The organism is Niastella sp. (genome assembly GCF_045805085.1).
In the GTDB taxonomy this organism is placed as follows: Bacteria; Bacteroidota; Bacteroidia; order Chitinophagales; family Chitinophagaceae; genus Niastella.
In genome coordinates, this window is sequence record NZ_JBJMLX010000433.1 from 1 (window position 1) to 13,403 (window position 13,403).

A 13,403-nucleotide genomic window follows, 5' to 3' on the forward strand; every position below is an offset into this window, starting at 1 on the left:
GAGCCTGTGTTTGCAAATATTAAACATAATCATAATTTCAAACGCTTTATGTTACGAGGCAAAGAAAAAGTAGCAGTTGAAACTGGATTATTGGCACTCGCCCACAACTTAAGAAAGAAAGCAGCATAGAAGGCAGAGCAAAGTCTCTTCTGATTTATCTGAATTACGCCCCTCCGATTCATTTTTTCTAATAATCACTTCCACAATCAGGCCCGTCTCCTTCCAATTCTATTACACTCTATACATCGCCATAAAATGAAAAAAGACCGTCTCTTACTTTTGAGACGGCCTCTTGTTTAATAAACTTTTTCATTTTTTAATTACTGGCAGCAACACGCTCCGCAGCAGCAACGCTCTCCGCTGCTTCAACGATCACAGCGGCTACTTTTGCTGGTTGTGAGATGAATACCACATGGCTGCCTTTTATTTCGGTTACCCTGGTATTGGAACGCTTATACATGTTCCGTTGAATGTCGGGATTGATCGCTTTGTCCTCAGTTGCTACAATGCCAAAGGCGGGTTTGTTTCTCCAGGCGGCATTGCTGATGTTGGTGGCGAATGCACTGCCGTAAAAAGCGCCTTGTGAAGCGTACATAAAATCAGCTTCAGCTTTGCTCAGGTCGGCACAAAAACCGGCATGGTACTTTTCCTTAACGAAATACAGGATGCCATTTTCATCGGGTGTAATACCATTCTCAGGGGCAGGTGGCGCTGATTGGGCCCAGTACAGCGATGATTCGCCATTGTCGGGCTGAAAGGCGGCGATATACACCAGGGCTGCTATTTTGGGGTGATTACCAGCTTCTGTAATTACCGCGCCGCCCCAGGAGTGACCAGCCAGAATGGTAGGGCCGTCTTGTTTGTCAAGGACCAGATTGGTGGCCTTCACATCGGCTTCCAGGGATGATAAAGGGTTTTGAACAACGGTTACGTTATACCCTTTTTGGGTGAGTTCTTCAAAAAGAGCTCTGTATCCTGAACCGTCGGCGAAGGCGCCGTGAACTAATACTACATTTTTAATGGTTGGTGTTTGCTTTTCCATGTTATTTGATTGTTGAGTGTTTTTTGCTTGCTTCAACGATACAAAGATGGTACGGAAAAGGGCACCGGGTTTTGAACAGATTTCCCGATCGGTTGTAATTATTTCCCTTCTTTTGAAACCGGGCTTGCATTTCGAAATTCAACCGGGGAAAGGGAGGTATGTTTTTTAAAAAAGTTCGAGAAGTAGGAGACGTCTTCAAAGCCTAATTCAAAAGTGATCTGTTTCACTGTTTTGCTGGTATAGGTCAGCAATCTTTTGGCTTCAATGAGTATTCTTTCCTGAATTACCTGCGAGGGCGTTTTATTGTTGTAGATAGCAAACAGGTTCGACAGCGTTTTGGGCGATTTAAACAATTGCTGCGCATAAAAGCTGACGGAATGTTCTTCCCTGAAATGCGTTTCTACCAACAGATTGAACTTTCTTATCAAATGATATTTTTCTTCCTGCACTTTTTTTTCCGGCACATACTCCGACCTTGCTAACCGGGTTATATAGCTGATAAGGCGTTTCAAAAGCGCCAGCAGCATTTCGTTCTGGATGTTATCGGTTGTTTTAAACTCATCCATGAAAATGGCTGCTAACAGCTTCAGTTTTTCCTGCGCTTCTTCCTTAAGCGGGATCAGGAGATGATCGGTGCTGCCAAACAGGAATCCAACGCAGCTCACTTCTTTATCGTGGTCGATAAGACAATAAAATTCCCGGTTGAACTGCCAGGCAATGATTTCCTCCGATCTTTCAAATGAGAACGACTGATTGAACAGAAGCGTCAGCAGGGTATTGGGCGGGAAGTCATGCCCGGCGCCATCGATAGTTACGGTTTGCTTTTCACCGGGATTCCAGGCTATGGTAAAGTATTTATTAAAACGGTCACGACTGAAATATAGACGATCGAAATTTGGTTCATTCCTGAATAGCAATAAATCGCCACCTGTTTTTTCGTCCCTCAGAACATATCTCATGCCCGCAATCTACATGATAAATGTGAAATTTTTATTTTCAGCACTCCAAAACATTATCAATTAGCTGGTTGCCTCCGTTTTATTTGGTATTTGCTAAATGCCGAAATTCGAAGTCCATTAACTAATTAAACTTGCTTTCTATGAAATTACTCACCTCGCTCTGTAAGCGAACAGGCTGGCTATTGCCCCTATTGCAGCTGATCATTCTACCTGCTATGGCCCAGATCAACTGGCCTTCTTCACAATTGCTTCCATCCTTTCCGGCGCCTGCACAAACGCAGGACCTGATCACGCTTCGCGAAACAAGTACCCGTTGGGAAGGCGAGGGGCCGCAGTTAAGTCATAAAACCGGCCGCCCTGAAACCGATGGCTGGCTCTGTCAAACCGGTATCGATGCGCCTAATGATCATATGATCTATGGTCCTTATGATGCCACCATCCCGGCCGGACCTAATATAGCAGAGTTCCGTATGAAGGTTGACAACAATACCACCAATAACGATCCGGTTGTTGACATCGATGTAAGAGATGCCACCACCGGACAAATACTGGCTTCACAAACCATCACGCGGCTGCAATTTCCCATTGCATCCGATTATGTGAGTTTCACGTTGCCCTTTACCATGCCGGCCGATAATCAATCTATTGAACTGCGGGTATACTGGCGCGGTACTTCCTATACAAAGGTTGACTATGTGGCCGTTCAACAAAATGCTTCCTCGGCAGAAATGTATTTGTTTGCTTCCCTGAAAGGCATCGTTAACAAAACAAAGCCGCGCATTTTCTCCTATGAAGGCGATGCTTTTGCAGAAGGGCCTTACACCTGGTTACAGTCATTAGGATTGAGTTGGACTGAACCGGCTGATAAATGGAGTCTTATTACCAAGTACCGCAATGAACTGTCAGGACTGATCGTTTATGACCCTGCCCAAATTCACACGGTAAACCTGGCGACGGTGATGGCAAAAAGCAGGAACGCGTTGATCGCTTCGCCTTTATTATTATCCCGCTTAACAGCAGCGCCCTATAATTTACCTGTATTGGTTGATCTGCGTGGACAGTATACCAGCAAACTGCAGGTGTATCAAACTTTGTTCAATACGTATTGGCCAACTATCGATCACCGGTTATTAATTGGGTTGAACCCGGATGTGCATAAGGCCGCCTTACGGGAATATGCCACCGCACTGGGCGCCGCTGTTGTATGGCTCAATCCTTCTATAGCAGCGGAAAGCACTTTGTTGAACAGCTTTCTTTCCTCTATGCCGGCCGGTTCCAACTTCATGGGCTGGTGGCCCGATGAACAACCTGGGGTGCAACGCACCTCGCAATATGGTATTACCACCATTGCCAGCGACTGGTGCAGTAACTTAACCATGCACAGCGGCACACCACGTACTGTTACGCTTAAACCCGCTCCACCCAAACCTGCGCTTCAAAACAAATTGTACGTAGCTTTTATTTTGAGTGATGGCGATAACCTGCAATACATCGAGCATTTGATGCGCAAGCTGTGGAACAATGCTGACCGGGGTGCTGTGCCCATGGGCTGGACATTGTCGCCTGCGATGTTAGATGCCATGCCTGGCGCACTCAATTATTTTTGGCAAACGGCTACTGATAACGATAACCTTATTTCAGGTCCTTCAGGCTATGGCTATACTTATCCCAACAGTTGGCCCAATCAAAATTTACTGAACCTGTTTGTGGCCAAAACGGAGGATTATAATCGCCGCGCTGGTTTCAGGGTGATCACCATCTGGAATACCATCACCGGCGGCATTAACCAGAATGTTGGACAAACCTTTGCCAACATTGCCCCATCGATATTAGGTCTTACCGCACAAAACACCGGTGGTGGTTTAACTATTTATAATAACAGCTTGCCGGGGATGGCGCTTTCCTGTAACTACTGCACCAGTGAACAGGCGATGAAAGATCATATTGCCAATGCGGCTGCCGGCTGGGATGGCACCTCGCCGAGGTTCATCATTATTCAGGCGCAACCCTGGACGGATATAAAACCCACCAATTTCAAGAACGTAGCCAATTCACTTGGCAGTGATTATATAGTTGTTCGACCTGATCATATCTTTCAACTGATTAGAGAAGCGAACGGACTGCAGGTGAACCCGCCTGTGAATGCATGCAGGTTCAATCCCATAACAAAGAAGTAATCATCCTGACGAGATGACTGATCGATATCATCAGGCATTGGAAATCAAATCCATTATTGCCTCCCGATCTTAATCGGGAGGCTTTTTCGCGTTAAAATGACAGTTTTTTGTCGAAACCCTCCTTTTGTACTTATTTTGTTGCCGTAACCTGCACGAAACTGCCTGCTAATGAACGAAAACCTGCCGGAGAATAATTCTGAGGGAGCCTCTTTTGATGAGTTGCGATTTGATGATGCTTCCTTTGAGGACTTCTTTAAAAAGCACTTTTTGTCGTTGTGCGCTTTCTGCCAGTTTAAGTTTGGGCTCGACCTTGACATGGCCAAGGAAGTAGTGCATATGGGTTTCATTAAATTGTGGGATGCCCGTAAAAACCTGGCTCCCGGCCTTTCTCCCAAATCATATCTCTACAAGATCATCATCAACAATGTATTAGATAGCCTGAAGCACGGGAAGATCAGGCAACAGTATGTGCAGTTTGTATTGCAGTCGATGCCCGAAAATATGCCCACCGATAGTTTTAATGATCTAAGCGTAAAACAATTACAGGCTGAAATAAATGCGGCAATTGCCGAACTGCCCGGGCAAATGCGCCGGGTTTTTGAAATGAGCCGTTTCGAAGGCCTGAAGTATAGTGAGATCGCAGAACAGTTGAACATTTCGGTAAAAACAGTGGAAACCCAGATGGGCAGGGCGCTGGCAAAGTTGCGTGAGAAATTATCAGCCTATGGTTCTTATTTAATTATTGTATTGATTCTCAGTGACCTGGTTGAAAAATATTTTTTTTAACCCCCCTTGTAAGGGTATCGCTTTTCTCAATCGTATTAATTGGTTGTGCATGGAAAGTAACAGTCAAATAAATGAGCTGATAGTCAGATCTCTGATCAATGACCTGAATGATGAAGAGCATGCGCTCGTTGTTGCCTGGATCAATGCCAGTGAGGAGAACCGGCGCTACTTTATACAGATAAGGGACACCTGGCAATTGACTGCCGTAAAGCTCACCGGGCAGGTGAATGAAGAAGAAGAATGGCGCCTTTTCCGGGACACCATTGCTGCAAGAGACACAAATGTTGTTTCCATCAGGGAAGAAGAAGAGCGGAGCAGTGCGTTGATAGAAGAGGAGGGCAGCGCAAATAAAGCGATTATATACCGCCGGTTGTTGCGTGTAGCGGTTGCCGCTGCTGTAATAATATTGGTGGGTTTGGGTTGGAGGTACTTTTTAAACGGAGATCAGCAGCCGGCCGTTGCAACGAAGCCGCTACAAAAAGCTGATGGGGTAATTCCTGTTATTCAATATGAAATTAATACGACGGGGAAAGAAAGGAGTATAACCCTGGCCGATGGTTCAATGGTCGTATTATTTAATAACAGTGAATTAATGTATGAAAAACATTTTATCAGGCGACATATTAAACTCACAGGAAAAGCGTTCTTTAAAGTAGCACATGATGTGAGCAGGCCGTTCACTGTTGAGAGTGAGGGTATTGTTACAACGGCGCTGGGTACTGCTTTTACGGTGAATGCTAATGCTTTTGCAAAACAAAAGCAAGTGATAGTAAAGTTATACGAGGGGAAAGTGGTTGTAAAACCCGTTGCAGGGAACAGCCTCATGAAAAATGAAGTGTATCTGTTGCCAGGGCAGGAACTTGTTTGTGATTCGAATACCACTTCAGTCCGGTCATTGGAAACCGGAAGTAAAAGCCCGGATGTAAAAAAGGCAGAAGAAGAAACACCGGTAGTTGATAATCCAACGTTACCGGCGAATACAAAGGGCTTATGGCATATGTACAACAACCAGGCGTTGTCGCAGGTGCTGGATCATTTGGCGGTGTCGTATGGTGTATCGATCGTGTACAATGCAAAAGATGTACAACAGAAATATTTTGTAGGGCAGTTCAAAACAACTGACTCAATAGAAATGATCTTAACACTGGTAACTAAAGCAACTAAACTAAAATATACACGGGAGGATAACACCTTTATCATCCATCAATAAGACCATTCGTTAATAATCAGGTAATCAGATAATCAGGTAATTCAGATAATCAGGTAATTCAGGTAATCAGGTAAACCATAAATTTTTAAACGGTGTCCCGGGCAGGAGCTGCTTTCGGCCTGGGCAAAAAGACCGTTTTATTTAAATCAACCAGCTAATGAGACGAACGCTTAAAAACTCCAGGGCAATGGTATTGCCTTTGCTATTGCTTAGTCAATTATTATGCCTATCACCAGCCCATGCGCAACAAAACAGCACGGTAACTGGTGTTGTATCCAATGAAAAGCACCAGCCACTCGGAAACATTACTGTGGTGGCCCGAAACACAAGAACAAATTTCGCCGCCGGCGCCAATACTGATACGGCCGGTGTTTTTATGTTTCGCAATTTACCTCCAGGCGGCCCTTACAATTTTTCATTTTCAGGAGTAGGATTAGATGCATCGAATTTAAATGGCTACACGCTTAAGGAAGGGGCTTCCTTATCGCTGGTAGTCACTATGCAAACATCAGAATCTATCCTTGACGATGTTGTGGTAGTAGGTTACGGCACCCGTAAACGGGGTGAAGTGACCAGCTCGATTGTAAGTATCAATTCACAGAATATAAAAGAAAGACCGACACAGAATGCCTTACAGGCTTTGCAGGGTAAGGCCGCAGGGATAGACATCACTTCTAATGAGCGGCCTGGTGAAGTAGGCAAGGTGCTCATCAGAGGTGTTCGCTCGCTGCAGGCCTCCAGCGACCCTTTATATGTATTAGATGGCGTTCCGTTGAACGTAGGTAGTATCAGTGCGGTAAATCCAAATGACATCGAGAATATCGATGTGCTGAAAGACGCTTCTGCCACCGCTATTTACGGTTCAAGAGGAGCTAATGGGGTAGTGCTCATCACCACAAAGAAAGGTAAGAATGGCGCCATTAATTTAAATTATGTAGGTAATTTAACGGTAGAGGACATTCAGAACCGGATGAAGATGATGAATTCTGCCCAATACATCGATTTCCGCCGCGATGCTTATAGAAGATATAAGTATCTGAACCCAACCGGCCCTGCTTACAGCTATCCAGATCAGCCTACATGGGCAGATGACCAGAAAATATTTTCCGGTGATAATTATGCGCTGGCTAACGTGCAAAAAGGTTGGGCCAATGGCAGCTGGGATGGCAGCCTGGTACCTACCACCGATTGGACAAGCCTGGTAAAACAAACCGGTATAACCCAGGATCACATCATCAGTGTTAGCGGCGGCTCACCAAAAGTGAAGGCCTATGCCTCTTTTGGTTATCTGAAGCAAAAAGGTACCCAACTGGGCCAGGACTATACCCGTTATTCTACCAAATTCAATATAGAGATCAACCCGGTTAAATGGTTCAATATGGGAACCAGCATTACTGCAACCTATGGTTTGCAGAATTATGGTTATTCAACTGCCAGTGCCACCGGACCCAGTTCCCTGTATTCAGAAGCCAACGGTATGTTGCCTTATGCCATTCCGTTCGATGACAACGGGAAACGGATCAATTTGCCTGGTGGTGATGTGAACATCAATAACCCCGTTGGTGAAGACAAATACAATATCAACCTGCGTAAGACCCTGCGTACGTTAGGCGCTTTTTATGCAGAAGTTATGCCGATAAACGGGTTACGCTACCGGGTGACTTTCGGACCTGATTATAATAATCTGTATAATGGCCGTTACATGGATTCCATGTCAATCAACCGCGGCAGCGGCCAGGCCGGTTCAAGCAATTATGGCCAGTTAAACCAGGCTAACAACTTTGCCTGGACGCTGGACCATTTGCTAACCTATAACAAGACCATTGGCGGCGAACATAACATAGGCGCCACTTTCCTGTACAGTTCTACCAGTGTGCGTGACGAAACGTCTTCTATGACCGCTACCAAATTGCCCTGGAGCAGTCAAAAATGGTATCAATTGAATTCAGTGTCTGCACTGGATGCCTTTAATACCGGGTTAACGGAAAGACAGCTGCTTTCCTATATGGGCCGTATCACGTATGGCTATAGAGGAAAATATTATTTTGATGCCTATACCCGTTGGGACGGCGCTTCTCAGTTAGCCAAAGGCCACAAATGGGATGTATTTCCGGCAGCATCCGTTGCCTGGCGGGTAAGCCAGGAGGATTTTATAAAGGAAATTCCCTGGATAGACAATTTGAAAATAAGAGCAGGCTTTGGAACAGTGGGAAATGCGGCCATAAGCCCCTATCAAACGCTTGGACCTTCGCAAACGGAATATTATACCTGGGGAAGTGCTGTTGACGCCGGTTACGTATCCTCTGACCCCTCTTCCAAAGACCCCACTACAATGCCCAACCCTAATCTGAAGTGGGAACGTACCACTCAGGCGGATCTGGGTTTGGAGTTCCGGATGTTTCATGGAAGAGTTGACGGTGCTATAGACCTGTATGCTTCCAGAACAAAAGATCTGTTGATGCTGCGTACTATTCCTTCTACGCTCGGCTATACCCAAAGTTATGATAATATAGGTAAGACTGCCAACAGAGGTATAGAGGTCACCCTGCATACAGTGAATATGCAGCAGGGAGATTTTACCTGGTCATCTACGGTGAACTGGTCGGCCAACCGCGACAGAATCGTAGAAACAGCCAATGGGAAAATGGATGATATTGGCAACGTATGGTTCATTGGCCAACACCTGAACTCCATTTATGATTACCAGAGAGAAGGCATCTGGCAGGAAGGCGATAAGGGTGAGCTGGCAAAATTCAATGCGAATATTCCCAATCAGGCCAACTGGTTTCAACCCGGCATGATCAAAGTGAAAGACCAGGATGGCGATTATAAAATTGATGCTAACTATGACAGAAAGGTAGTTGGTCATTTACAACCCAAATGGAATGGTGGGTTGATGAATGAATTTCAATACAGGAACTGGGGTCTGAATATCTTCATTTTCGCACGCTGGGGCTATTCCATCCAAACCGGAGCGGAATCATTACAGGGCCGTTATGCGCAACGTGTGCTGAATTACTGGACACCCGGTAATCCTACAAACGATTATCCGGCGCCTAACTATAATAATGCGGCCGGTGACAGTTACCGTTCTTCTATGAACTACCAGGATGGTTCCTTTATCAAGATCAGGAATGTATCGTTATCGTACATGATGCCAGGAAACATCCTGCATAAACTGAACATGAAAAACTGCCGCATTTACGGACAGGTGTTGAACCCCGGTTTGATCTATTCGAAGATCAAATACCTGGATCCAGACCTGAATGCAAAAATTAAAACGTCAGATACAGATCCTGGTGTATCGACTTACAACAGAGGTTTTGTGATTGGTCTGAATGCCGGTTTTTAAATTATAACGTTCTAATACTTACATATGAAGCTGAAAAGTTCAAAAATATTGATATCTGCAAGCGCTTTGGCGGTAATGCTTGCAATAGGAGGCGCCTGTAAAAAATCATTCCTTGATGAAAACATGATCACTGCAAAGACCTCAGCGGATTATATTACACCGCTGGGTTTGGATGGTCTGGCTACTGGCATGTATCAAAACCTTCGCTTTCATTTTAACTACGAATGGGCGTATACCACCACCAATTATGGAGTTGACGAATTTACCGTGGGGGGTGACGCTACCATGGAAATGTGGAATTCATACAGTAATACTTTGAATTCTACCACACAAAATACAAGAGACGTGTGGGATAATATGTATGGGGGCATTAACTCAGCCAATATTCTTATTCAGAATGTGCCTTTGTATTATGGCGATGGCGCAAACAAAAATACCCGCCTGGGCGAAGGATATTTTGTGCGCGCTTTCAATTACTTCAAGCTGGTGAACCAGTACGGTGGGGTGCCTTTGAAATTAACCCCTGCCGAAGGCAAGCTCGAATTTGAATTCCCACGTAACACGGTGCAGGAAGTTTATGACCAGATAATAAGTGATATGACCCAGGCATACAACCTGTTGCCTGCGACGCCCGCACAAAGAGGCCGCATTACCAAATGGGCGGCTGCGCATTTCCTGGCCAAGATGTACCTTTTCCGCGCCAGTGAGGTGAACAACAGCTGGAACAGTTCAACGAAAACGGCCGACCTGGATAATGCGATCAAATATGGTACAGATGTGATCAATAACAGCGGTCATAAACTGACTGCCAACTTCAGTGATCTGTGGAATTATACCGGGCCCAATAGCACCAACGAAGCAAATGCCGAGATCATTCTTTCAGCCCAGTTCTCCGACAACGTGGCAACCCAAGGCCGTTACGGTAATCAAACGCATTTATATTATCCTTCGGTTTACCAGAACATTCCGGGTATGGTACGCGATATTCCGGGTGGAAGGGAGTTTCAACGCCTGCGTTCAACCGATTATGCCGTAGATGTATATGACCGCGTGAATGACTCCCGCTTCTGGAAAAGCTTTAAAACCCGGTATCTCTGCAATAATCCATCTGGTGCGCCAAAATTCACGAAAGGTGTAGATTCAGGAAAGGTTAGGTTTAAAGGTGGTGAAGAGTCTATTCTTTATATCGTGAACAATGCCGGTGATACCCGGTATACTTCAGACAATATCAACTTTCGCGCACCCTGGATGTTTGTTCGCTATTTCAGTGGCCAGGCCCAGGATTTTTCGGGCGCCCATGGAAATTATTCCGCATCCCGCTATGTAGGGTTGTCAAAATTTGCCGATGGCTCCCGGGCTGATGTTACTAACACATTTGGCCGTCGCGATGGTATACTGGCGCGCCTGGCCGATACCTATCTGATGGTTGCCGAAGCCTATGGCCGTAAGGGACAATACACTGATGCGTTGCCCTTTATCAATGCCGTACGTGATCGTGCTGCTTATAAGGCTAAGGAAGACCGTGCTGCCTATGTTGATGGTGGTATAGCCTACAAAACCAATGTGGCAGCCAATACCGCTACCTGGGTTTCTTATAGCGACAAGAACACCTATTATGAATCGAACAACCTGACGCCGCCTGCAGACCCCGGCACCAACCCCAGTACGCTTGGCGCCCTGCATATAAACAGTGTGAACGATATCCTGGGTTCAACCAGCGAATTTTACGACAAGTTGAATGTTGGCAACGACGCAGACAGATTCCTGAACTTTATTTTGAATGAACGTTCACGCGAATTGATGGGTGAGTTTTTGCGCTGGGAAGACCTGGCCCGTACCAGAACGCTGGTAGCCCGTTGTGCTGCCTTTAACCCTGTAGCAAGGCCGGTGCCTACTAAAGATTATCTGCGGCCGATACCGCAAAATTTTCTCGATGTAATAAAAACGGATGGACAGCCATTGACATCAGATGAGAAAGCCGTCTATCAAAACCCTGGTTGGTAATATTCCTTTCAATAACAGTTGTGGATTCTTCAAGCCTTCCCGATTAAATCGGGAGGGCTTTTTTTAGTACTATCCGGTTTTTAGCCTACGCATTACCGCAATTATTCATGCATGTTACCGTGATTTTTCGAAGTAGGGTTACTATTCGTTGTAACAGATTGTATTACATTGTATTATTTTAAATGTCTGGCATTGGATTTGTGTAAAGAATGCAATACTTTGCAGAAGTATACCTAATATCTAATCCATTACCAATGAAAATGAACATTCTTTACGCCATTTGCGCAATGGCTGTTTTGGTAGCATGTAGTGCACCCTACCAGGCCCAAAAGTCAGTCTGGACTGTAAAGGAAGTGCAAGAGTCATTTAATAAAGATTCAGCTAAAAAGTACAACACCAATTGTATCCTTTACCGCGGCACCGACAGTCTTTCTCATTATTTCTTAAGTCAGTTTACCGACAAATGGGTATTTCTTAGCATCAAGAAAAGCGAATTATCGCTTATTGAAGAAAAACCTTACAAGATTGATTCTGCCGTTAAATTGGGCTACTATTATGTTGATCCCAATAATCATTTCGTAAAAACCCGGGACTTTAACTAATTAAGACTATCCGGATCTGGTAGTAATACTATTTCCAGGTATGCCTGTTTACCTCGTGTAATACCACATAGGCACAAATTTTTCCTGTTAGGGAACCAGCTTGTGACCTATGTGGTTAAAAAATATATTGATCGGGCATTGCATTTTATACAGCTAATATTTATATTTCGTATTAATTATCAATTGGTCAGTAATAATCCGTATTAATCAATAAAAATCCAGTACCCATGTGGAAATCTCTAACCAACTCAAATCGCGTTTATCAGGGCGATAGGATAAGATTCAACAATGCTCCCCGCGAATTAAGCACCGGTAACTTGTTCCAGGTTGTAAGAACCGACGAACATTACTTTGAAGTTTGCCCCATTACCCAGGAAGCAGACACTTTGCTTGATCTGTTCACCAGGAAAATTGTCAGGTATTTCGATGTAGGTTATCATCTTCAAATTGATGTCTGGAACGAAGAATAACCACCTGCACAAAAAAACCAATGCATAGTAAATTTAATTTATAAATAAAATAAATAACATACCTTTAGACTAACACTTCGTTAGCAATATGAATTGTTGACACGAATTGCTTATTTGATTTTCGGTTATACTTATTCCAACCCCTTTAGAACTCTCTCTATTCATTCCGGCCCGCACGCACTATTCACCAATAAATAAGTGTATATGCTGGAAAATCTTTTCAACCTCGTAAAGCAACAGGCCGGGGATGCTATTATTAACAATCCTGCTATTCCCGATCAGCACAATGAAGAAGCTGTACAGGAGGCGGGTCATTCAATTGTAGATACCCTTAAAAACGCCTTATCGGGTGGACAGCTCAATGATGTATTAGGCATGTTTGCAAACGGCCAGGCCAATGCCAGTGCGCCGGTTGTGCAACAGGCTACCGGGAATTTTATGGAACGACTGCAAAGTAAATTTGGTTTGAACAGCAGCCAGGCATCCGGTATTGCCCAAAGCGTGATCCCCCAGGTAATGAACCAACTGGCGCAAAAGACCGCCAATCCCAACGATAACAGTTTTGATGTACAACAGATCTTCAACCAGCTCACTGGAGGTAAAACCGCTGGCATGAACCTCCAGGGCATGATGAACAGGCTGAAAGGCGGCCTCGACAGCGATAAAGATGGCGATGTTGATCTGCAGGACCTGAAAGCTATGTTCTCAGGCGGCGGTTCGGTGATCGATAAGCTGAAAGGCATGATGGGTTAAATCAGCTATAACCAACTCTTCTTATTGCTTTTCTCCTCCGTGAAGCCA

The 13,403-nt window shown here is 44.8% G+C and carries 11 protein-coding genes; 9 read left to right on the forward strand and 2 right to left on the reverse strand.

The annotated features are described in order from the left end of the window. A partial coding sequence (locus ACJ751_RS22640) for a transposase (RefSeq protein WP_407747846.1) occupies positions 1-129 on the forward strand: 129 nt, incomplete at its 5' end. A 187-nt stretch (positions 130-316) separates the two neighbouring features. On the opposite strand, the gene ACJ751_RS22645 is transcribed toward ACJ751_RS22640, so the two are convergent. Both ACJ751_RS22645 and ACJ751_RS22650 read right to left on the reverse strand, forming a co-directional pair. Then, entirely contained in the window at positions 317-1,042 is a 726-nt protein-coding gene (locus ACJ751_RS22645; RefSeq protein ID WP_407747807.1) for an alpha/beta hydrolase, read from the reverse strand. Positions 1,043-1,140: 98 nt separating this feature from the next. Continuing rightward, positions 1,141-2,001 (reverse strand): helix-turn-helix domain-containing protein, encoded by an 861-nt coding sequence (locus tag ACJ751_RS22650; protein ID WP_407747808.1) that lies wholly within the window; start codon positions 1,999-2,001, stop codon positions 1,141-1,143. 140 nt (positions 2,002-2,141) lie between these two features. On the opposite strand from ACJ751_RS22650, the gene ACJ751_RS22655 reads away from it, so the two are divergent. The 8 genes from ACJ751_RS22655 to ACJ751_RS22690 all read left to right on the forward strand — a co-directional run bounded on the left by ACJ751_RS22655 (position 2,142) and on the right by ACJ751_RS22690 (position 13,355). Beyond that, entirely contained in the window at positions 2,142-4,178 is a 2,037-nt protein-coding gene (locus ACJ751_RS22655) for a hypothetical protein (protein ID WP_407747809.1), read from the forward strand. A 168-nt stretch (positions 4,179-4,346) separates the two neighbouring features. Further along, complete coding sequence (locus ACJ751_RS22660; protein WP_407747810.1) at positions 4,347-4,964, forward strand: RNA polymerase sigma-70 factor; 618 nt, start codon at positions 4,347-4,349, stop codon at positions 4,962-4,964. 49 nt (positions 4,965-5,013) lie between these two features. After that, positions 5,014-6,174, forward strand: a complete 1,161-nt coding sequence (locus ACJ751_RS22665) for a FecR domain-containing protein (protein ID WP_407747811.1) — start codon at positions 5,014-5,016, stop codon at positions 6,172-6,174. 157 nt (positions 6,175-6,331) lie between these two features. Further along, positions 6,332-9,526 carry a SusC/RagA family TonB-linked outer membrane protein gene (locus tag ACJ751_RS22670; RefSeq protein ID WP_407747812.1) on the forward strand — a complete coding sequence of 1,065 codons (3,195 nt, stop codon included), beginning with the start codon at positions 6,332-6,334 and terminating at the stop codon, positions 9,524-9,526. 24 nt (positions 9,527-9,550) lie between these two features. Continuing rightward, positions 9,551-11,530 (forward strand): RagB/SusD family nutrient uptake outer membrane protein, encoded by a 1,980-nt coding sequence (locus ACJ751_RS22675; RefSeq protein ID WP_407747813.1) that lies wholly within the window; start codon positions 9,551-9,553, stop codon positions 11,528-11,530. A gap of 254 nt (positions 11,531-11,784) precedes the next feature. Then, complete coding sequence (locus ACJ751_RS22680; RefSeq protein WP_407747814.1) at positions 11,785-12,132, forward strand: hypothetical protein; 348 nt, start codon at positions 11,785-11,787, stop codon at positions 12,130-12,132. A gap of 227 nt (positions 12,133-12,359) precedes the next feature. Beyond that, positions 12,360-12,602, forward strand: a complete 243-nt coding sequence (locus ACJ751_RS22685) for a hypothetical protein (protein ID WP_407747815.1) — start codon at positions 12,360-12,362, stop codon at positions 12,600-12,602. Between the two features lie 204 nt (positions 12,603-12,806). Beyond that, entirely contained in the window at positions 12,807-13,355 is a 549-nt protein-coding gene (locus tag ACJ751_RS22690; RefSeq protein ID WP_407747816.1) for a hypothetical protein, read from the forward strand. The last annotated feature ends 48 nt before the right edge of the window (positions 13,356-13,403 follow it).

Coding starts and splice junctions, on each gene's coding strand:
- ACJ751_RS22665 (WP_407747811.1), top strand. CDS start 5,014: ATGGAAAGTAACAGTCAAATAAATGAGCTGATAGTCAGATCTCTGATC.
- ACJ751_RS22650 (WP_407747808.1), bottom strand. CDS start 2,001: ATGAGATATGTTCTGAGGGACGAAAAAACAGGTGGCGATTTATTGCTA.
- ACJ751_RS22675 (WP_407747813.1), top strand. CDS start 9,551: ATGAAGCTGAAAAGTTCAAAAATATTGATATCTGCAAGCGCTTTGGCG.
- ACJ751_RS22660 (WP_407747810.1), top strand. CDS start 4,347: ATGAACGAAAACCTGCCGGAGAATAATTCTGAGGGAGCCTCTTTTGAT.
- ACJ751_RS22655 (WP_407747809.1), top strand. CDS start 2,142: ATGAAATTACTCACCTCGCTCTGTAAGCGAACAGGCTGGCTATTGCCC.
- ACJ751_RS22680 (WP_407747814.1), top strand. CDS start 11,785: ATGAAAATGAACATTCTTTACGCCATTTGCGCAATGGCTGTTTTGGTA.
- ACJ751_RS22690 (WP_407747816.1), top strand. CDS start 12,807: ATGCTGGAAAATCTTTTCAACCTCGTAAAGCAACAGGCCGGGGATGCT.
- ACJ751_RS22670 (WP_407747812.1), top strand. CDS start 6,332: ATGAGACGAACGCTTAAAAACTCCAGGGCAATGGTATTGCCTTTGCTA.
- ACJ751_RS22645 (WP_407747807.1), bottom strand. CDS start 1,042: ATGGAAAAGCAAACACCAACCATTAAAAATGTAGTATTAGTTCACGGC.
- ACJ751_RS22685 (WP_407747815.1), top strand. CDS start 12,360: ATGTGGAAATCTCTAACCAACTCAAATCGCGTTTATCAGGGCGATAGG.